Annotated in this window: 19 protein-coding genes; 9 read left to right on the forward strand and 10 right to left on the reverse strand. The window is 67.6% G+C overall.

The annotated features are described in order from the left end of the window. Positions 1-63 precede the first annotated feature (63 nt). Both rnk and LGR64_RS20465 read right to left on the reverse strand, forming a co-directional pair. Complete coding sequence (rnk, locus tag LGR64_RS20460) at positions 64-468, reverse strand: nucleoside diphosphate kinase regulator (protein ID WP_012204322.1); 405 nt, start codon at positions 466-468, stop codon at positions 64-66. 229 nt (positions 469-697) lie between these two features. After that, entirely contained in the window at positions 698-1,150 is a 453-nt protein-coding gene (locus LGR64_RS20465) for a GNAT family N-acetyltransferase (RefSeq protein WP_141829292.1), read from the reverse strand. A gap of 95 nt (positions 1,151-1,245) precedes the next feature. On the opposite strand from LGR64_RS20465, the gene LGR64_RS20470 reads away from it, so the two are divergent. Further along, positions 1,246-2,385, forward strand: coding sequence for a PA0069 family radical SAM protein (locus LGR64_RS20470; protein WP_230356785.1), 1,140 nt, complete (start codon positions 1,246-1,248; stop codon positions 2,383-2,385). 37 nt (positions 2,386-2,422) lie between these two features. Here LGR64_RS20470 and LGR64_RS20475 read toward each other — a convergent pair whose 3' ends face one another. Next, positions 2,423-3,289, reverse strand: coding sequence for a LysR family transcriptional regulator (locus LGR64_RS20475; RefSeq protein ID WP_180317672.1), 867 nt, complete (start codon positions 3,287-3,289; stop codon positions 2,423-2,425). A gap of 106 nt (positions 3,290-3,395) precedes the next feature. On the opposite strand from LGR64_RS20475, the gene LGR64_RS20480 reads away from it, so the two are divergent. Further along, a complete protein-coding gene (locus LGR64_RS20480; RefSeq protein ID WP_230356786.1) occupies positions 3,396-4,520 on the forward strand; it encodes a mandelate racemase/muconate lactonizing enzyme family protein in 1,125 nt (374 codons plus the stop codon). Between the two features lie 35 nt (positions 4,521-4,555). After that, positions 4,556-5,530 carry a Bug family tripartite tricarboxylate transporter substrate binding protein gene (locus tag LGR64_RS20485; protein WP_141829289.1) on the forward strand — a complete coding sequence of 325 codons (975 nt, stop codon included), beginning with the start codon at positions 4,556-4,558 and terminating at the stop codon, positions 5,528-5,530. A 30-nt stretch (positions 5,531-5,560) separates the two neighbouring features. Here the strand turns inward: LGR64_RS20485 and LGR64_RS20490 are convergent, their stop codons facing one another. Beyond that, positions 5,561-6,412: a LysR substrate-binding domain-containing protein gene (locus LGR64_RS20490; protein WP_043823861.1), complete on the reverse strand. Its 852-nt coding sequence runs from the start codon at positions 6,410-6,412 to the stop codon at positions 5,561-5,563. Positions 6,413-6,593: 181 nt separating this feature from the next. Between LGR64_RS20490 and phnD the strand changes: the two genes are divergently transcribed. The 5 genes from phnD to phnX are packed head-to-tail and all read left to right on the forward strand — an operon-like array spanning position 6,594 to position 11,251. Next, a complete protein-coding gene (phnD, locus tag LGR64_RS20495) occupies positions 6,594-7,481 on the forward strand; it encodes a phosphonate ABC transporter substrate-binding protein (protein ID WP_230356787.1) in 888 nt (295 codons plus the stop codon). Beyond that, positions 7,478-8,368 (forward strand): phosphonate ABC transporter ATP-binding protein, encoded by an 891-nt coding sequence (phnC, locus tag LGR64_RS20500; protein ID WP_043823862.1) that lies wholly within the window; start codon positions 7,478-7,480, stop codon positions 8,366-8,368. The genes phnD and phnC overlap by 4 nt, the downstream gene beginning before the upstream one ends. Continuing rightward, a complete protein-coding gene (gene phnE / locus LGR64_RS20505; RefSeq protein WP_013803443.1) occupies positions 8,368-9,213 on the forward strand; it encodes a phosphonate ABC transporter, permease protein PhnE in 846 nt (281 codons plus the stop codon). The genes phnC and phnE overlap by 1 nt, the downstream gene beginning before the upstream one ends. A gap of 47 nt (positions 9,214-9,260) precedes the next feature. Then, positions 9,261-10,349: an iron-containing alcohol dehydrogenase PsrA gene (gene psrA / locus LGR64_RS20510; protein ID WP_012204331.1), complete on the forward strand. Its 1,089-nt coding sequence runs from the start codon at positions 9,261-9,263 to the stop codon at positions 10,347-10,349. A 53-nt stretch (positions 10,350-10,402) separates the two neighbouring features. Further along, a complete protein-coding gene (gene phnX / locus LGR64_RS20515) occupies positions 10,403-11,251 on the forward strand; it encodes a phosphonoacetaldehyde hydrolase (RefSeq protein ID WP_230356788.1) in 849 nt (282 codons plus the stop codon). 142 nt (positions 11,252-11,393) lie between these two features. On the opposite strand, the gene fghA is transcribed toward phnX, so the two are convergent. Together fghA and LGR64_RS20525 are read right to left on the reverse strand one after the other, a co-directional pair. Further along, positions 11,394-12,266, reverse strand: a complete 873-nt coding sequence (gene fghA / locus LGR64_RS20520) for an S-formylglutathione hydrolase (protein WP_328511983.1) — start codon at positions 12,264-12,266, stop codon at positions 11,394-11,396. Between the two features lie 190 nt (positions 12,267-12,456). Further along, positions 12,457-13,566 carry an S-(hydroxymethyl)glutathione dehydrogenase/class III alcohol dehydrogenase gene (locus LGR64_RS20525; protein ID WP_012204334.1) on the reverse strand — a complete coding sequence of 370 codons (1,110 nt, stop codon included), beginning with the start codon at positions 13,564-13,566 and terminating at the stop codon, positions 12,457-12,459. 238 nt (positions 13,567-13,804) lie between these two features. Here LGR64_RS20525 and LGR64_RS20530 point away from each other — a divergent pair, with 238 nt between their 5' ends. After that, positions 13,805-14,842 (forward strand): GlxA family transcriptional regulator, encoded by a 1,038-nt coding sequence (locus tag LGR64_RS20530; RefSeq protein WP_230356789.1) that lies wholly within the window; start codon positions 13,805-13,807, stop codon positions 14,840-14,842. An 11-nt stretch (positions 14,843-14,853) separates the two neighbouring features. Here LGR64_RS20530 and LGR64_RS20535 read toward each other — a convergent pair whose 3' ends face one another. The 4 genes from LGR64_RS20535 to LGR64_RS20550 form a co-directional block, all read right to left on the reverse strand. Next, entirely contained in the window at positions 14,854-16,170 is a 1,317-nt protein-coding gene (locus tag LGR64_RS20535) for a DEAD/DEAH box helicase (RefSeq protein WP_230356790.1), read from the reverse strand. Positions 16,171-16,290: 120 nt separating this feature from the next. Further along, positions 16,291-16,428 (reverse strand): hypothetical protein, encoded by a 138-nt coding sequence (locus LGR64_RS20540; protein WP_185750872.1) that lies wholly within the window; start codon positions 16,426-16,428, stop codon positions 16,291-16,293. After that, positions 16,425-16,940 carry a hypothetical protein gene (locus tag LGR64_RS20545; protein WP_141829270.1) on the reverse strand — a complete coding sequence of 172 codons (516 nt, stop codon included), beginning with the start codon at positions 16,938-16,940 and terminating at the stop codon, positions 16,425-16,427. The genes LGR64_RS20540 and LGR64_RS20545 overlap by 4 nt, the downstream gene beginning before the upstream one ends. Next, positions 16,937-17,590 carry a peptidoglycan recognition protein family protein gene (locus tag LGR64_RS20550; protein ID WP_230356791.1) on the reverse strand — a complete coding sequence of 218 codons (654 nt, stop codon included), beginning with the start codon at positions 17,588-17,590 and terminating at the stop codon, positions 16,937-16,939. Before LGR64_RS20550 ends, LGR64_RS20545 begins: the two co-directional genes overlap by 4 nt. Between the last annotated feature and the right edge of the window lie 29 nt (positions 17,591-17,619).

The raw sequence follows: 17,619 nt of genomic DNA on the forward strand, positions 1-17,619 counted from the left end.
ATCAGTCCACAAACAAAAAAGGCAGCCGGTTGGCTGCCTTTTTCGCTTCACGCCGGTCGGCGTTCAACGGTGCAGCTCGCCCGCGCTTTCCGGCTGGAACTCGATGGCATCCACGCGCACGGTGACCTGGCCCGAGGGGCCGGCCATGCGCGACTGGTCGCCCACGCTCAGGCCCAGCAGGGCAATGCCCACGGGCGCGAAGACCGACACCTTGTCGGAGCTGCCATCCATCTCCTTGGGATAGACCAGGGTCAGCGTATTGGACTTGCCCGACTCCAGCAGCGTGAAGCGCACGGTGGAGTTCATGGTCACCACGTTGGGCGGCATTTCCTTGGGCTCGAGCACGTCGGCGCGGTCCAGCTCGGCCTCGAGCGCCTCGCGGCCGGGGAAGGCGGGTTGCTTGTCCAGCAGGGCCTCGATGCGCTCCAGGTCCAGGGACGAAAGAATGATGTGGGGCTTGCGCTCCATGGTGTTGGCTCCCTTGTGTGCTTGCGCCGTGGCTGCAGTGAAGGGCAGCGGCGCCCAAACGGACAAAAGCCCGGGCAACGCGGTTGTCCGGGCCAAGGCATCTTCAGAAAAGAGAAAAGCACCAAGTTGGTGCGATAGGCCCATTGTGCAGGCCCGTGTGGGTTCTGCCAAGCGAACCCGCACGGTGCGGTGCGGATTGGCGCGGGCTTGACGCGGCCTGCTGCGAGCGCTACTGCGCGCGCGTGCTGCCCAGGGCCTTGAAAAAGATCAGCTCGGGGTCGCCGGGGTCCAGGTTGTCCACGCGCCCGCTGGGCACAAAGCCCGCCTGGGCGAACAGCGCCTGCGCGGCCAGGTTCGATGCATTGGTCGAGGTAAAGAGCTTGTCCGTGGTGCAGCGCTGCCGGGCCGCCGCCAGCAGTGCAAGCGCCACGCCGCTGCGCCGCGCTGCATCTGCCACGGCGATGAGGGAGATGAACCCATGGCCGAAGAATCCGGGCTCCAGCACGACAAAACCCGACACGGAGCCATCCCGCTCGGCCAGCAATACCGCGCCAGCGGCCGTTTTCTCCCGCAGAAAGGCCTGGCGTTCAGCATGGCTGCGGGCATATGGATCGCAGGCCAGCAAGGACGGGAAGTCGCTGTCGATGGCAGGGCGGATGTGGTGCATGGGTCTGGATGGCATGGATCAGGGGCATTGTCATCGTTCTGGATAACGGGCTGCTGCGCAGCTATGATCTGTATGTTTGTACAGTATTCATCGTTGCGGGAGCGAACCCCATGCGCGCCAACCCAGACCTCTCTCCGGAGCCGGCCTTCATTCCCCTGCACGCCATCAAGGGCCGGGGCGCAGCCAGCCAGCTGGCCCACCGCTTCACCACCGACCCGCGCGAGGCGTTCGATGACGGCTGGGGCAGCCTTGAGGCGCCTGCCGAAGGCGAGGAAGCCGCGCCCCTGCGCACCGAACTGCGCTGGGAGCAGGCCCGCTCGGCGCTGAGCCGCCACCAGTCGCCCGACCTGCCGTTTCACATGGGGCTCAATCCCTACCGGGGGTGCGAGCACGGCTGCATCTATTGCTATGCCCGGCCCACGCACAGCTACCTGGGCTGGTCGCCGGGGCTGGACTTCGAGACCCGGCTCATCGCCAAGCAGAACCTGCCCGAGCTGCTGCGCGCCGAGCTGTCGCGCGCCAGCCATGTGGCCGCGCCCGTGATGCTGGGCTCGGTCACCGACTGCTACCAGCCCGTGGAGCGCGAACTGGGGCTGACGCGCCGCCTGATCGAAGTGCTGGCCGAGGCGCGCCACCCGTTTTCCATCGTCACCAAGGGCAGCGGGGTGGAGCGTGACCTGGACCTGCTGGCCCCGCTGGCGCGCCAGGGCCTGGCCTCGGTGCACATCACGCTGACCACGCTGGATGCCGACCTGGCCCGCCACCTGGAGCCGCGCGCCGCCGCGCCCCACCGCCGGCTGCGCAGCATCCGCGCGCTGACCGAGGCGGGCGTGCCCGTGGGTGTGAGCCTGGCACCGCAGATTCCCTTCATCAACGAAGACCTGGAGAAGGTGCTGGAGGCGGCCGCCGACGCAGGCGCGCGCCACGCCTTCTATGCCGTGCTGCGCCTGCCCTGGGAAGTGGCGCCGCTGTTCGAGCAATGGCTGCAGGTGCACTACCCCGACCGCGCCCGCCGCGTGATGGAGCGCGTGCGCGACCTGCACGGCATCCAGGGCGAGCAGCGCGAGGCCGGCCGCGTGTACAACGCCGAGTTCGGCCAGCGCATGAAGGGCACGGGCCACTGGGCCGAACTGCTGCGCCAGCGCTTTGCCCTGGCCTGCCGTCGGTGCGGATTCAACCGCGAGCCGCTGCGGCTCGATTGCAGCCTCTACCACCCGTCGCTTTTGCTGCCGCAACGCAGCCTGTTCTGAGAGCCTGCGTGCCAGGCACAGGTCAGGGCATGGTCCGCTAGCGGGAATCGATCAGCTCGGACAAGGCGGCTGCCAGTGGGGAGCGCACCGAAGAGCGCAGCCACACCATGCCCACTTCGCGGGACGGGCTCGGAGGGGGCAGCGGCCATCGGCGCGTTCTGGCATCCGGCGGTCCCAGCACGGGCCAGTCCGGCAGGATGGAGACACCGAAGCCTTCCGCAACCAGCTGTGCGATCTGCTCGATGCCGTCCAGCTCGAAGCGCACTTTCGGCTTGATGCCGTGGCCCCGCAGGTATTCATCCGCCATTTTTCCTGCCACCACCTTGCGGTCGTACTGGATGAAGGGCTCGCGTGCGGCCGTGAGCAGTGGATCGCGCACCTTCATGTCCCGGGGCGCGAGAAGAATCAGTGCCTCGCTGCGCATCAGCCGCCATTCGCAGGTCTTGGGCATGGCGAAGGCCGGGTGCACAAGGATGGCCGCATCCAGATGGCCGGTCTGCACCTGGTCCAGCAGCAGTGAGGAGGTGCCGGGTTCGATGTAGACGCGCACGGCCGGATGGGCGCTCATCCACCGGCGCAGCAGCGGGGGCACCAGGCCCATCAGCGCCGTGGGCGTTGCCCCCAGCCTCAATGGGCCTGCGGGAAGCTCGGTGGCCGAGGCGGCCGACCTCAGGTTCTCCACGGATTTGAGCACCTCCCGCGCATGCTCCACGATCCGGGCGCCAACGACGGTGGGCCGCACCGTCCGGCCCACCCGCGTGAGCAGTGCGCAGCCCACGTCGGCCTCCAGCGCACGCATCTGCTGGGCCACGGTGGTGGGCGGCAGGTCCAGCCTGCGCGCGGCGTCGGCCATCGAGCCGCAGTCCACGACGGCAATGAAGCTCTGGAGAAAGCGCGAATCCATGCGACGCATTTTGCGTCATCTGAACCATGGGACACCATCTTTGTTGCAGATCTCCTGAAGCGCAAAGTTCGCTCGTTCCCGCTTCCAAACCATGTCAGGAGAGCACATGCCCCTCATCGAATCCATTGAAGTCTGCGTTGCCCGCGTGCCGCTGGACAAGGTCACCTATCTGTCGAACCGCACCGTGGTCGACCGCCACTACGGACTGGTCAAGGTCCGCAGCAGCGACGGCGTCGAAGGCATCGGCTTTTGCTATGTCGGCAATGCGGCGGGCGAGCTGTTCCGCGTCGCGGTCGAGCAGCTGCTCGGTCCTGTGCTGCTGGGCCGCGATTCCCTGGCCGTCGAAGGGCTGTGGAAGGAGATGTACCAGGAGGCGCTGCTGCAAGGCCGCATGGGCACCGTGATGCGCGCACTGAGCGCACTCGACATTGCGCTGTGGGATCTCAATGCCCGCACCGCCCAGCTGCCGTTGCACAAGTACCTGGGCGCGGTGGAGCTGGACACGGTGCCGGCCTATGCCAGCGGCGGCTACTACGTGGACGGCAAGACCGCCGGCCATGTCGGCGAGGAGATGGCCGGCTATGTCGAGCTGGGCTTTCAGGCCGTGAAGATGAAGACCGGCCGCTGGTCGCCCCAGGGCGAGGAGTCGCGCGTGAAGGCGGCGCGCGAGGCCATCGGCCCGGACGTGGAGCTCATGCTGGACTGCAACAACGGCTGGGTGGACACCGTGCAGGCCATGCAGTACCTGCGCCGCATGGAGGCATACGACCCCTATTTCATCGAGGAGCCGTTCAGCCCCGACGATGTCGAAAGCCACGCCCGCCTGGCAAAGCTCACCCGCATTCCCGTGGCCACCGCGGAAATCGGCTATGGCCGCTGGTACCACAAGCATCTGCTCGACATGGGCGCCGCATCCATCCTGCAGACCGACGCCGCAGTCTGCGGGGGCATTACCGAGTGGAAGCGCATTGCCGCCATGGCCGCTGGCTATGGGCTGCAGATGTGTCCGCACTGGTTTCACGATGTGCACGCGCCGCTGGTGGCCGCGACCCCCAATGCGCGCTATGTCGAGTTCTTCTGGGATGACCAGGTGCTGAACTTCCGCCGCCTGCTGGACCGCCAGCTGGCGCAGGAAAAGGGCCGTGTCGTGCTGCACCAGACGCCGGGGCTCGGCTTCAATTTCGAAGAGGCGCAGGTGTCCCGGTTCGGCCGCTGGATCTCGGTGGCGTAAGACCGCCGCCAGCCCATCATCCAAGGAGACAAGCCATGCAACGCAGACAGTTCCTGACCTCGGCCGCCGCAGCCACCGCCCTGCATGCCCATCCGGGCTTTGCACAGGCCAGGCCGCCAGCGGGCCCTGTCAAAATCCTCGTCGGCTTCTCGGCAGGCGGCGGCACGGACATCCTGGCGCGGATCATCGCCAACCGGCTCAACCAGCTGTGGGCCATTCCCGTCATCGTCGAGAACCGGCCAGGCGCGGCGGGGCTGATTGCCGCTGCCGAGGCCGCCAGGGCCGCGCCCGATGGGCAGACGCTCATGATGGGCCACATCAACGCCCTGGGCATTGCCCCTGCGCTCAACCCCAGGCTCGGCTTCTCGCCGGAGCGGGACTTCTCCGCCATCGCCCTGGTGGGCCAGACCCCGCAGGTCCTGGTTGCCAGCCCCAAGGCTTCCGCCACCATGCAGGGCCTGCTGGCCGCATTGAAGCAAAAGCCGGGGGAGGTCAGCTTCGGCTCCTCGGGCACGGGGTCGGCCCAGCACCTTGCGCTGGCGCTGTTCGAGCAGACTGCGGCGGTGTCCGCGCTCCATATCCCGTACAAGGGCGCGTCGAACGTGATGACGGATCTGCTGGGCGGCCAGATCGACTACGCGTTTGAGGGGATGACCACGGCGGCGCCCTTCATCAAGGGTGGAAAAGTCCATGCCGTGGCTCAGACGGGCGTGAAGCGCGCCAAGGCCTTCGCGGAGATTCCCACCGTGGCGGAGCAGGGCTATTCCGGGTTCAACGCGAGCATCTGGTTCGGCCTGGTGGGCCCCGCAAGAATGCCTGCCGATCTGGTGGCCCGCATCAATGCGGACGTCAACCGTATCCTGGCCATGCCCGATGTGGTGGCCAAGCTCGAAGAGTTCGGCGCAGAGGATGGAGGGGGGACGCCGCAGCGCTTTGACGCCTTCATGCGCGATGAACGGGCGAAGTGGGCCCGGCTGATCCAGGCGCGCGGAATCAGGGTGGAGGGCTGAGGCGGGGGGCGAGGTGGCCCGGCGCGGCCCTCAAATCGCCTCCAGAAAAGACCTCACCAGCAGGCTGTCGCTGCGCTCGCGCATGCAATAGACATAGGTGGTGGTGCTGGCCGGGTCGCCCGCGATGCGCAGCGGGCGAAAGCGCGGGTCGGGGATGAATTCGGCTTCGGACACGGCGCCCAGTCCCAGGCCGCGCGCCACGGCTTCGCGTATGGCTTCGCGGCTGCCGATCTCCAGTTCGGTGCGCGGCTGCACCCCGGCTGCCTGCAGCACCGATTCCAGCGCGGTGCGCGTGGTCGAGCCGTGCTCGCGCAGCAGCAAAGGCTGGCCCTGCAGTTCGGACAGCGCGATTTCGCTGCGCCGCGCGAAGGGATGGGCCACATGGGCGAACAGCACGATGGCGTGGCGCGCGTACTCGCGTGCCAGCAGCTCCGGGCGGTCGTAGAGGCCGGCGAGCACGGCCACGTCGGTGTCGTAGCGTTCCAGGTCGGCCAGCACCTGCTGCGAGTTGCCCATGCGGATGGACAGCTGCATGCCCGGGTGCCGTGCGCGGTAGGCGGCCACCATTTCGATCACATGGAAGGGCCCCACGGCGCCGATCTTGAGCTCGCCCTGGTGCAACTGCCCCGAGTCGCGCAGGAAGAACTCGGCCTCGGCCTCCAGCGCCATGATTTTCTGCGCCATGGGCAGCAGTCTGGCGCCTGCGCCCGTGAGCGTCATGCGGTAGCCGCGGCGGTGGAACAGCTCGATCTGGCTTTGGCGCTCCAGCGTGGCGATCTGGGTGGAGATGGTGGGCTGGCTCACGCCCAGTGCGCGGGCGGCGGCGCTGAGGCTGCCGTGGTGGGCGACGGCGATGAAGGCGCGGTAACGGGCGTTGCTCACGAAAGTCGGTATCTCAAGGTTTTGTCTATGGATGCTGTCAAAACCGATTCTGAAACTTTCACATGGCAGAAATATGTCGCTCCTAGCATTCAGCCATCCCCACCCGCCTGGCGATTTGGCCGGCGATTCACGGATCCACCGATCTGCCGATGTGCCTGACCTGATGCAAAGGAACGCTCCCATGAAGATGAACCGCAAGACCTGGCTGCGCCATGCCGCAGCCGTGCTGGCCCTGGCCGCCACCGCCACCACCGCTACCACTGCCGCCTTTGCCCAGAGCGCCGAGCTGCGCGTGGGCCTGATCCCCTCGGAGGACGCGCAGGCCATGATCCGCGCCAGCCAGCAGGTCATGGACCAGCTGGCCACCCGCACCGGCATGAAGGTGCGGCCCTTCGTGGCCAATGACTACAACGGCGTGATCGAGGCGCTGCGCTCCAACAAGATCGACATCGCCTTCCTCGGCCCGTTCTCGTACGTGCTGGCCAGCCAGGTGGCGGGCGCCGAGGCCTTTGCCGTGGCCGTGACCAAGAAGACGGGCAAGAGCGCGTACCACAGCATGGTGATCTCCCGCAAGGACAAGGGTCCGGCCAGCGTGGCCGATCTCAAGGGCCGCAGCTTTGCCTTTGTGGACCCGACCTCGGCGTCGGGCCACCTGTTTCCCAAGGCCGGGTTGATGGCCGAGGGCTTCGATGCGGACAAGGGCTTTTCGCGCGTGATCTTCTCGGGCTCGCACGACGCCAGCATCATGGCCGTGGCCAACGGCAAGGTGGATGCGGCGGCCGTGGCCGACCGCATCTTCGACTCAGCCGTGAGCAAGGGCCTGGTCAAGCGCGATGACTTCCAGATCGTCTGGCGCTCCCAGCCCATTCCCGAGTCGCCCATGACCTGGCGCAAGAACCTGGACGCAGGCACCAAGCAGAAGGTGGCTGCGGCCCTGGCCGAGGTCAAGGACCTGCCCTGGGGCGACCAGGGTGTGCTCGACGGCTTCGCAGCCACGGATGACAAGGCCTACGACGTGGTACGCCAGACGGCCAAGGCGCTCAAGCTCGACCTCGGGAGCATGAAATGATCCGCATCCGCCAATTGCGCAAGAGCTATGGCAGCAACCACGTGCTGCATGGCATCGACCTGGATGTGCAGCCCGGCGAGTTCGTCGTCATGCTGGGCCTGTCGGGGGCTGGCAAGTCCACGCTGCTGCGCTGCATGAACGGCCTGGCCCGCGCCGACAGCGGCACGCTGGAGGTGGGCGGCATGGACCTGATGCTGGGCGGCGGCAGGCACAGCCGGCGCGAGCTGGCTCGCCACGTGGCCATGGTCTTCCAGCACCACAACCTGGTGCCGCGCCTGTCGGTGCGCAAGAACGTGCTGACCGGGCGCCTGGGCCAGACCGGCACCCTGGCCTCGGTGCTGCAGCTGTTCCGCGAAAGCGATATCCGCCTGGCCGACCAGTGCCTGGAGCGCGTGGGCCTGGCCCACAAGGCGCTGGAGCGCACCGAGGCGCTGTCGGGCGGGCAGATGCAGCGCGTGGGCATTGCCCGCGCGCTGGCCCAGCAGCCCCAGGTCATCCTGGCCGACGAGCCCGTGGCCAGCCTGGACCCCAAGACCGCGCGCAGCGTGCTGCAGTACCTGCGCGATGCCACGCGCGAGCTGGGCATTGCCGTGGTCTGCAACCTGCACCAGGTGGACTACGCGCGGGAGTTCGGCGACCGTGTGCTGGGCCTGGCCCAGGGCCGCATGGTCTTTGACGGATCGCCGCAGGCGCTGGACGAGGCCGCGCTGCAGGCCATCTACCATGCGCAGCCCACTGCAGGGCAAGGAGCAGGTCAAGGCGCAGGGCAGGGCGCAGAACCGGACACACCTCCGGGCACGGCGGCCATAGGGCCTGCCGGCCTGCATGCGCAGGCGCCGGTGCCTGCCTCGTGGATGCGGGCCAGCGCGCCCGCAGGAGGACTGTGATGACCAGCGCCAATTCCTGGAGCCCCGAGCCGCGCGACCGCTGGCAATGGACCGCGCCGCGCCCCCATGGCGCCCTGGGCTGGACCGGCTATGCGGCTGCGGCCCTGGCCATCGCCTGGGTGCTGCACTGGAGCGCGGGCGGCGCGCAGATGAGCTGGGGTGAACTGGCGGCAGGCATGCCCCAGATCGCAGACTTCGTGGCGCGCTCCGTGCCGCCGGACTGGAGCATGCTGCCGCGCCTGATGGCGCCCGCGCTGGAGACGGTGCAGATCGCCATCTGGGGCACGCTGCTGTCCGTGGTGCTGGCGCTGCCGCTGTCCTTCATCGCGGCCAGCAACCTGCATGGCTGGCACTGGCTGCGGCGCATCACGCGGCAGTTCCTGAACGTGGTGCGCAGCATCAACGAGCTGATCCTGGCGCTGGTCTTTGTCTCGGCCGTGGGCCTGGGGCCGTTTCCCGGCGTGCTGGCCCTGGCCCTGCATGGCATGGGCATGCTGGGCAAGTTCTTCGCCGAGAGCATCGAAGAGATCGACGACGGCCCGCTGCAGGCCCTGCGCAGCGCAGGCGCCACGCAATTGCAGCTCATCGTCTTCGGCGTGATACCGCAGGCCATCACGGCCTGGATCGCGGTCGTGCTCTACCGCTTCGAGGTCAACCTGCGCTCGGCCACGGTGCTGGGCATGGTGGGCGCGGGCGGGCTGGGTTTCGAGCTGGTCGGCAGCCTCAAGCTGTTCCGCTACCAGGAGACGGCCACCTGCATCGTGGTCATCACTGTGATGGTGATCGCCGCCGATCTCGTTTCCCACTGGCTGCGCCGCCGCATCCAGCAGGGCACCCGCCATTGAGGGCTGCGCTTTTCCCGGCGCCCCCGTTTCATTCAAAGGACCGATTTGTGTGGACCTATCACAACCCCGTTGCCATCCATGCCGGCCCCGGCCGCCTGGACCGCCTGCCCGAGCTGCTGGCCGGGCGCGACTGCCTGCTGGTGACGTTTCCCGAGGCCGAATCCCTGGGCCTGGTGCAGCAGCTGCGCCAACGGCTGGGCAGCCAGCTGCGCGGCGTGGTGGACGGCATTGCGCCCAACCCCGATGTGCAGTGGCTGGCCCCGCTGTATGACCGCGTGCACCGCGAATACGCCGAGGTCCCGTGCATCGTGGCCCTGGGCGGCGGCAGCGCCATCGACTCGGCCAAGGCGCTGATGTGCGCCACGCCCACGCGGCGTTTCGGCGAGCTGCTGCAGGCCCTGGAGCAGGGGCTGGCCCTGCCGGCCGCAGGCCACAAGGCGCTGATCGCCATCCCCACCACGGCCGGCACGGGCAGCGAGGTCACGCCCTGGGCCACGATCTGGGACCAGGCCGCTGGCCGCAAGCACTCGCTGCACCAGCACTGGACCTGGCCCGAGGCCGCCATCATCGACGCGCAGCTCATGCAAAGCCTGCCGGCCGGCGCCACGCTGGCATCGGGGCTGGATGCGCTGTCGCATGCGCTGGAGTCCATCTGGAACCGGCACCGCAATCCCGTCTCCACCACCTTGGCCGTGGGCGCCGCGCGCCGCACCCTGGCCACGCTGCCCGCGCTGATGCAGGACCTGGGCAGCCTGCCGCTGCGAAGCCGCATGGCCGAGGCCGCCCTGATGGCCGGCCTGGCCTTCTCCAACACCCGAACGGCGCTGGCGCATTCGCTGTCCTACGACATCACGCTGCGCCATGGCGTGGCCCACGGCATTGCCTGCTCGTTCAGCCTGCCGCTGGTGCTGGAGATGGCCCTGGGCGCCGACGACCAGGCCGACGCGGCCCTGCTGTCCATCTTCGATGCCGCCACGGGCGAGCTGGCCGTGCAGCGCCTGCGCAACTTCCTCGAAGGCCTGGGCGTTGCCACCGATCCCGCCCACTACGGCGTGCCTGGGGATGAGTGGCAGCAGCTGCTGCAGTCGGCCGCATCCGGCCCGCGCGGGCGCAATTTCATCCGCACGCTGGAATGAACAGGCGCGTACGGCCCTCTTCTGTTTGAACCTCTTTCCTTGTCAAAAGCACCATGAACCACACCACCGTCTCCACCGCCGCTGCCGCCGATCTGTCGCCGCTGCAGGCCGTCATCTTCGACTGGGCCGGCACCCTGGTCGATTTCGGCTCGCTGGCGCCCACGCAGATCTTTGTCGAGGCCTTTGCCAGCTTCGGTATCACCATCACCCTGGCCCAGGCTCGCGGCCCCATGGGACTGTCCAAGTGGCAGCACATCCACGAGTTGCTGCAGGACGAAGGCATCCGCGCGCAATGGCACAAGGCCTTCGGCCAGCCGCCTGGCGACGCCGACGTGGATGCCATCTACGCCCGCTTCATGCCCATGCAGATCGCCAAGGTCGGCGAGTTCTCGGCACCCATCGAAGGCGCGCCCGAGCTGCTGGGCTGGCTGCGCGCGCAGGGCCTGAAGGTGGGCTCGTGCTCGGGCTATCCGCGTGAAGTCCTGAACCAGCTGCTGCCCCAGGCAGCGGCCAACGGCCTGGCTCCCGACCATGTGGTGGCCGGCGATGAAATGGCCGCAGGCGGCCGCCCCGGCCCCTTCATGGCGCTGGCCAATGTGCTGGCGCTGGGCATCGGCGACGTGCGCGCCTGCGTGAAGGTGGACGACACCGTGCCCGGCATCGAGGAAGGCCGCAACGCCGGCATGTGGACCGTGGGCCTGACCCTGTCCGGCAACGAAGTCGGCTACTCCCCCGCCGAACTGGCCACCGCCCCCACCGAAGAAGTGCGCGAGCGCGTGGCCCGCGCCGAGGCCAAGCTGCGCGCAGCCGGCGCCCACCACGTGATCGCCAGCGTCAAGGACCTGCCCCAGGTGCTGGAGCGTATTGCGCAGGACATGCGCGCTGGCCATAGGCCAGGTTGAGGCAATCTGCCCTGCACCTGTTGGGCTCATCACCCTTTGAAACTGGCGCGGCCCAACTCAGGGGCACCGAGGAAGGGCCGCCCCGCACCGAGGGTGTCGTCCCCCTCCCGCGAAGCGAGAGAGGGGGAAGGCGCGAAGCGCCTCAGGGGGTGTTCAACACCTCTGCATGATGGCGCAGATGGTCATCAATGAAGCTCTGGATGAAGTAGTAGCCGTGGTCGTAGCCGCCGTGGCGGCGCAGCGTCAGCGGCTGGCCGGCCTGGGCGCAGGCGGCCTCGAAGGCTTCGGGCAGCAGCTGCTTTTCGATCAGGAACTTGTCGGCCAGGCCCTGGTCCACGAGGATGCCGGCCGGGTAGGGCACCTGGGTCTGGGCGGCCATCAGGCAGCTGGCGTCATGCGCTTCCCAGGCCTTGCGGTCATCGCCCAGATAGCCTGAGAAGGCCTTCTGGCCCCAGGGGCAGTTGACGGGGTTGGCGATGGGCGCGAACGCCGACAGGCTCTTGAAGCGGCCCGGATGGCGCAGCGCCAGCGTGAGCGCGCCGTGGCCGCCCATGGAGTGGCCGAAGATGCCCAGCCGCTGCGCGTCAATGGGCAGGCGTGCGGCGATCAGCGGCAGCAGCTCGCCCAGCAGATAGCTTTCCATGCGCCAGTGCAGTGCCCAGGGCTTGGTGGTGGCGTCCAGGTAGAAGCCCGCGCCCACGCCGAAGTCCCAGGCATCGGCCTCGCCGGGCAGGCCTGCGCCGCGCGGGCTGGTGTCGGGCGCGATCAGCGCAATGCCCAGCTCGGCGGCCAGGCGCTGGGCGCCGGCCTTGGTCATGAAGGTCTCTTCGGTGCAGGTCAGCCCAGCCAGGTAGAGCACGGCGGGCACCTTCTCGCCGGCCACGGCCTTGGGCGGCAGGAAGACCGAGAACTTCATGTTCAGGCCGATCTCGGCGGAGAAATGCTCGTAGAAACGCTGTGCGCCGCCGAAGCAGGCATGGGCGTTCTTGAGTTCCAGGGGCGGCAGTGCGGACATGGTGTTCCTCAAAAAGAAAAATGCTACGGGCACCTTGGCAAGCGGTGCGTGCAGCATTCAAAGATGGGAGTTGATACGCTATACACGGTCAACGGCCCATGAAACTGGCGCTGCCCAGGCGAGGGCGTCGTCCCCCTGCCTCGCGAAGCGAGTAGAGAGGGGGAAGGCGCGCAGCGCCTCAGGGGGAGCTTCAGTACACGACGACGGAGCGGATGGACTTGCCTTCGTGCATCAGATCGAATGCTTCGTTGATCTCCGGCAAGCCCATGGTGTGCGTGACGAAGGGGGCCAGCTGGATCTCGCCGCTCATGGCCTGCTCGACCATGCCGGGCAGTTCGCTGCGGCCCTTGACGCCGCCGAAGGCCGTGCCCAGCCACTTGCGGCCCGTCACCAGCTGGAAGGGGCGTGTGGAGATTTCCTGGCCCGCGCCGGCCACGCCGATGATGACCGACTGGCCCCAGCCGCGGTGCGCGCATTCCAGGGCAGCACGCATCACGTTGACGTTGCCGATGCACTCGAAGCTGTGGTCCACGCCCCAGCCCGTCATCTCGACGATGACCTGCTGGATGGGCTTGTCGAAATCCTTGGGATTCACGCAGTCGGTGGCGCCAAAGGTGCGGGCCAGGTCGAACTTGGAGGGGTTGGTGTCCACGGCGATGATGCGGCCGGCCTTGGCCAGCTTGGCGCCCTGGATCACGGCCAAGCCGATGCCGCCCAGGCCGAACACGGCCACGGTGTCGCCTTCCTGGACCTTGGCGGTGTTCTTGACGGCACCCAGGCCCGTGGTCACGCCGCAGCCCAGCAGGCAGACCTGCTCGGGGTTGGCATCGGGGTGGATCTTGGCCAGCGAGACTTCGGCGACCACGGTGTATTCGCTGAAGGTGGAGCAGCCCATGTAGTGGTAGATGGGCTCGCCGTTGTACGAAAAGCGCGTGGTGCCGTCGGGCATCACGCCCTTGCCCTGGGTGGCGCGCACGGAAACGCACAGGTTGGTCTTGCCGCTCTTGCAGAACAGGCATTCGCCGCATTCGGCGGTGTACAGCGGGATGACGTGGTCGCCGGGCTTGACGCTGGTCACGCCTTCGCCGACCTCGACGACGATGCCCGCGCCTTCATGGCCGAGCACGGCGGGGAAGATGCCTTCCGGGTCGTCGCCCGACAGCGTGAACGCGTCGGTGTGGCAGACGCCGGTGTGGGTGATCTTGATCAGGACCTCGCCCTTCTTCGGGGGGGCCACGTCGATCTCGACGATCTGCAGGGGTTCTCCAGCCTTGAAGGCGACGGCGGCTTTGGATTTCATGGGCGTGTCTTTCTGTCGGGGTGGCTCAGGAACGGCAGTGCGCGCGCTCCGCGAAGCCTTGAATGTAGGCCATGGCCGGGCGGCCCGGCCGCATCATGGCCGCAGCCCCAGGTGATATGTCCGAATCTGAGGGGTGTGGCCGGCGTCGGCCGGGCCTGCTGGCCGTGGGTGCTTGCGTCTTTTCGTATAGTCCGCCCCATTCTTTCCACCCGGACCGCCTCCGAGCCCGCCGTTTCCCATGGACCACCGCCACGCCAGCGCCCACCGCATCGATCTTGTCGTCTACCCCGGCTTCAAGGCGCTGGAGGCCATAGGACCCATGTCGGTGTTCGACTATGCCAACGTGCACCTGCGCGCGCGCGGCCAGAGCGACGGCTACGAGGTGCGCGTGGTCTCGCAGCGGCAAGGGGCCGTGCGCTCGGACACGCTGATGTCGCTGGAGGCCACGCATACGCTGGCCGGGCTGGAGGCTGCAGGCATGGGCTGCACCGTGGTCGTCGTGGGCTCGCGCCATATCGAGCAGGTGCTGGGCGGCTCGGCCGAGCTGGTCGCCTGGCTGGGCCGCGTGGCGCCGCGTGTGCAGCGGCTGATTGCGCTGTGCTCGGGCAGCTTCTTCCTGGCCGAGGCGGGCTTGCTGGACGGCCGGCGCGCGGCCACGCACTGGAGCGTGACGGCGCAACTGGCCCAGCGCCATCCGCGCGTGCAGGTCGATGCCGATGCCATCTACCTGCGCGAGGAAATCCGCGATGGCGCAGGCAGCCGCCAGCTGTGGACCTCGGCCGGCGTGACGGCCGGCATCGACCTGGCGCTGGCCGTGGTGGAGGAGGATTTCGGCCACGCGCTGGCGCTGGAGGTGGCGCGCGACCTGGTCATGTACCTCAAGCGCCCCGGCGGGCAGTCGCAGTTCAGCGTGCCGCTGGCGGCCCAGGCCGCGCAGCACGGCGGCGTGCAGGCCGTGCAGCAGTGGGTGATGGCCCATCTGGCCGAGCCCCTGACCCTTGCGCAGATGGCCGAGCAGGCCCATATGAGCGAGCGGCACCTGCGCCGCGTGTTCCAGCAGGAAACCGGGCAAAGCCCCACGGCCTTTGTGGAGAGCGCGCGGCTGGAGGCGGCCAAGCAGCTGCTGGAAAGCCAGGCCCATCTGCCACTCAAGACCGTGGCCGCGCGCGTGGGCCTGGGCTCGGAGCAGGCGCTGCGCCACCTGTTCGTGCGCCACCTGGGCATTACCCCGGTGGCGTACCGGGATCGCTTTGGCGGGCGAGGCGGCGCGGGCTGAACCGGAAACGCTCAGTTCTTTTTTGCGGTCTCGGCTGCTTCGGCGGCCGCGGCGCGCAGCTTGTCCTTCTTGCTGGGGCGGCGGCCCTTGATGCCGCCGTTGCCGTCCTGCGCCACCGGGGGCGGTGGCACGGGCTCGGTGGGCTCGAAGCCCGGCAGCTGCTCCAGTTCAAGGTCCAGCTGGTTGCGCTTGCAGATCAGCGCCCAGTGCGCCTGGTCGGCCGGCGTCACGAAGCTGATGGCCGTGCCGTCCTCGCCCGCGCGGCCCGTGCGGCCGATGCGGTGCACATAGTCGGTGGCCGAGCGCGGCAGGTCGTAGTTGACGACCAGGGGCAGCTGGGTGATGTCGATGCCGCGCGCCGCCAGGTCGGTGGTGATCATCACCTGCCAGCGCTTGGCCTTGAAGTCGGCCAGCGCTTCCTTGCGTGCGCCCTGGCTCAGGTCGCCATGGAAGGCCGTGGCGAAGATGCCGGCCTTGTAGAGCTTTTCAGCCACCAGTTCGGCCGTGTGCCGCGTGGCCACGAAGACCAGGGCACGTTCGAGCGTGACAGGGTCGGTACCCGCAGCGGTGTCGCCCTGCACCAGCTGGCGCAGCAATTGCGTGCGGCGCGCGCGGTCCACGGCAATGGCGCGTTGGGTGATGCTTTGCGGGCTGGCGGCATCGTGGCCTTCGGCGGCATCGACGCGGGCCTGAACGGGATCGTGCAGCAGGCCCGTGGCCAGCGATTGCACGGCGTCGGGGTAGGTGGCTGAGAACAGCAGGGTCTGGCGTTGCTTCGGCAGCAGGGCCAGCACGCGCTGCAGCTCTTCCTGAAAGCCCAGGTCCAGCAGGCGGTCGGCCTCGTCCAGCACCAGGTGGCGCACGGCGGACAGGCGCACGGCGTTGTGCTCCACCAGGTCCAGCAGGCGGCCCGGCGTGGCCACCAGGAAGTCGGCACTGCCGCGCAGCATCATCATCTGCGGATTGATGGACACGCCGCCATAGACCACGCCGATGCGTGGCGGCTGCTTGAGCGCGCGGCCCAGGTCGGACAGCGTCTCGCCCACCTGCTGGGCCAGCTCGCGCGTGGGCACCACGATCAGCGTGGTCAGGGTTCGCACAAAGCCGCCCTGGGCACCCTGGGCCTTGCCGCCATCCATCCAGCGCTGCAGCAGCGGCAGCAGGTAGGCGGCCGTCTTGCCCGAGCCCGTGGGCGCACAGGCCCAGAGGTCGCGGCCCGCAAGCACGGGGGCGATGGACTGGGTCTGTATGGGCGTGGGATCGACCAGGCCCAGGTCTTGGAGGCTGGAGACCAGCGCCGGGCTCAGGCCGAGGGAGGCAAAGTTCATGGTGTGCAGGAGTGGCTGGGGCCGGAACCCCGGCGCAAGAAAGGGCCGGCCACGAGGGCCGGGGGGGCATTGTCGGCGAAACCGCGCCGCTGCGTGAAGCAGGGGGCTTGGCCCCGGCGCTCAGGCCAGGCGGCGCAGCCGGCCAGCGGGCCATTCACCAGGCCACTTGCCGTTGCAGCCGGGTCGGTAGCGCGTGCCTGTCCAGGGATCGGGCACCGCCGAAATGAGTGCCCAGAAGATCGATTGGAAGTGGCTCATGGAGGAAGTCGTCCCTGCCTCTTCAGTTCCTTGAGCCGTCGTTCGGTTGCGCGGTCCAGGGCGTCCTGCAGCAGGTCCATCTTGCGTTTGTTGCAGGGTGGGCAGTCGTAGAAGCTCTCAGAAATGCTCTTGGGCTTGAGCGTTTCGGTGGCTTCGAAGATGTTGATGAATCCGGTCGGTTCAACTCCGATGACGATGAGCTTGCCGTTGTGGAACCTGACCGACGCACTCCCTGCGCAGCCTGTTCTTTCCCTGTCCTCGCTGAAGAATGCCTTCCTCGAGATCCTGCGTATGTGCTGCAATGCATATCGCACGTCTTCCTCGGTCAGGACCACATCGTCGCAATCGAGCCAGTTCTTGCTCGCCCAGGAGGAACTTTCAGATGGCGAGATGATGTCGATTTTCTGGATGGCCTTGACGGGGTATCTGGCATCGCCCGCATACAGCGAGGAAACCATGGTCATGGCCATCGCGGAGATGGCAATCCGAGAACGCATGCGAATGGGATTCATGGTGTCATTTTCCAGTTCGCACCTTCCGCTTCGGTCAGGTTTTTTCGGCTCACGTCCGGATGCTTGAAGATCTCGCTGGGCGACAGCTGCATGGAATCTTGAAGCGCTCCAACAAGCCATGTCAGAGCTCGGTTCTGTGCCTCAGTCGGCGTGGGATAGATACCAAACCATCCGCGTAACTCTTCGGGAGTCCAGCCCCTTGGTCTGGGTGGCGGTGTGAATCCCTTCGGCAGCTCTGCTCGGCCGACCATCTCGATACCTATGGCCTCCATATTGCTCGGATAGCGTTCACCAGGAGCCTTCAGCATCTCGATGCGGTGTACCCCCTTTGCCTTCAGTCCTTCATAGTCCCTGGCCTTGCATTTCCCCACAAGCAGGCACCTCGCCTTCAGCGGGCCCACATGGTTGGCACGCTGATAGATGGCTGCAGTCTGATAGATGGTGCCGTCCTTGTCGATCAGGAAGTGCGCCCCATTGGCCTTCGGGTTCCTGTAGCTGTTGAGCGAAGACTGGGCCGTGTTGGCATCGGTCTGGTGCACGACGATGCCGGTGATGGCGGCGGTCCGCTTTCCTCTCTCGATGGCGGGGCTGCGCGCGTTCCTGACGCGCGCATGGATGAGCATTCCGTCCTTGTTGATTTCGACAAGCATGTGAGTCCCGGGGTTGCGTTGAATGGCAG

Source organism: Delftia sp. Lp-1 (assembly GCF_020523835.1).
Lineage (GTDB): Bacteria > Pseudomonadota > Gammaproteobacteria > Burkholderiales > Burkholderiaceae_C > Comamonas > Comamonas acidovorans.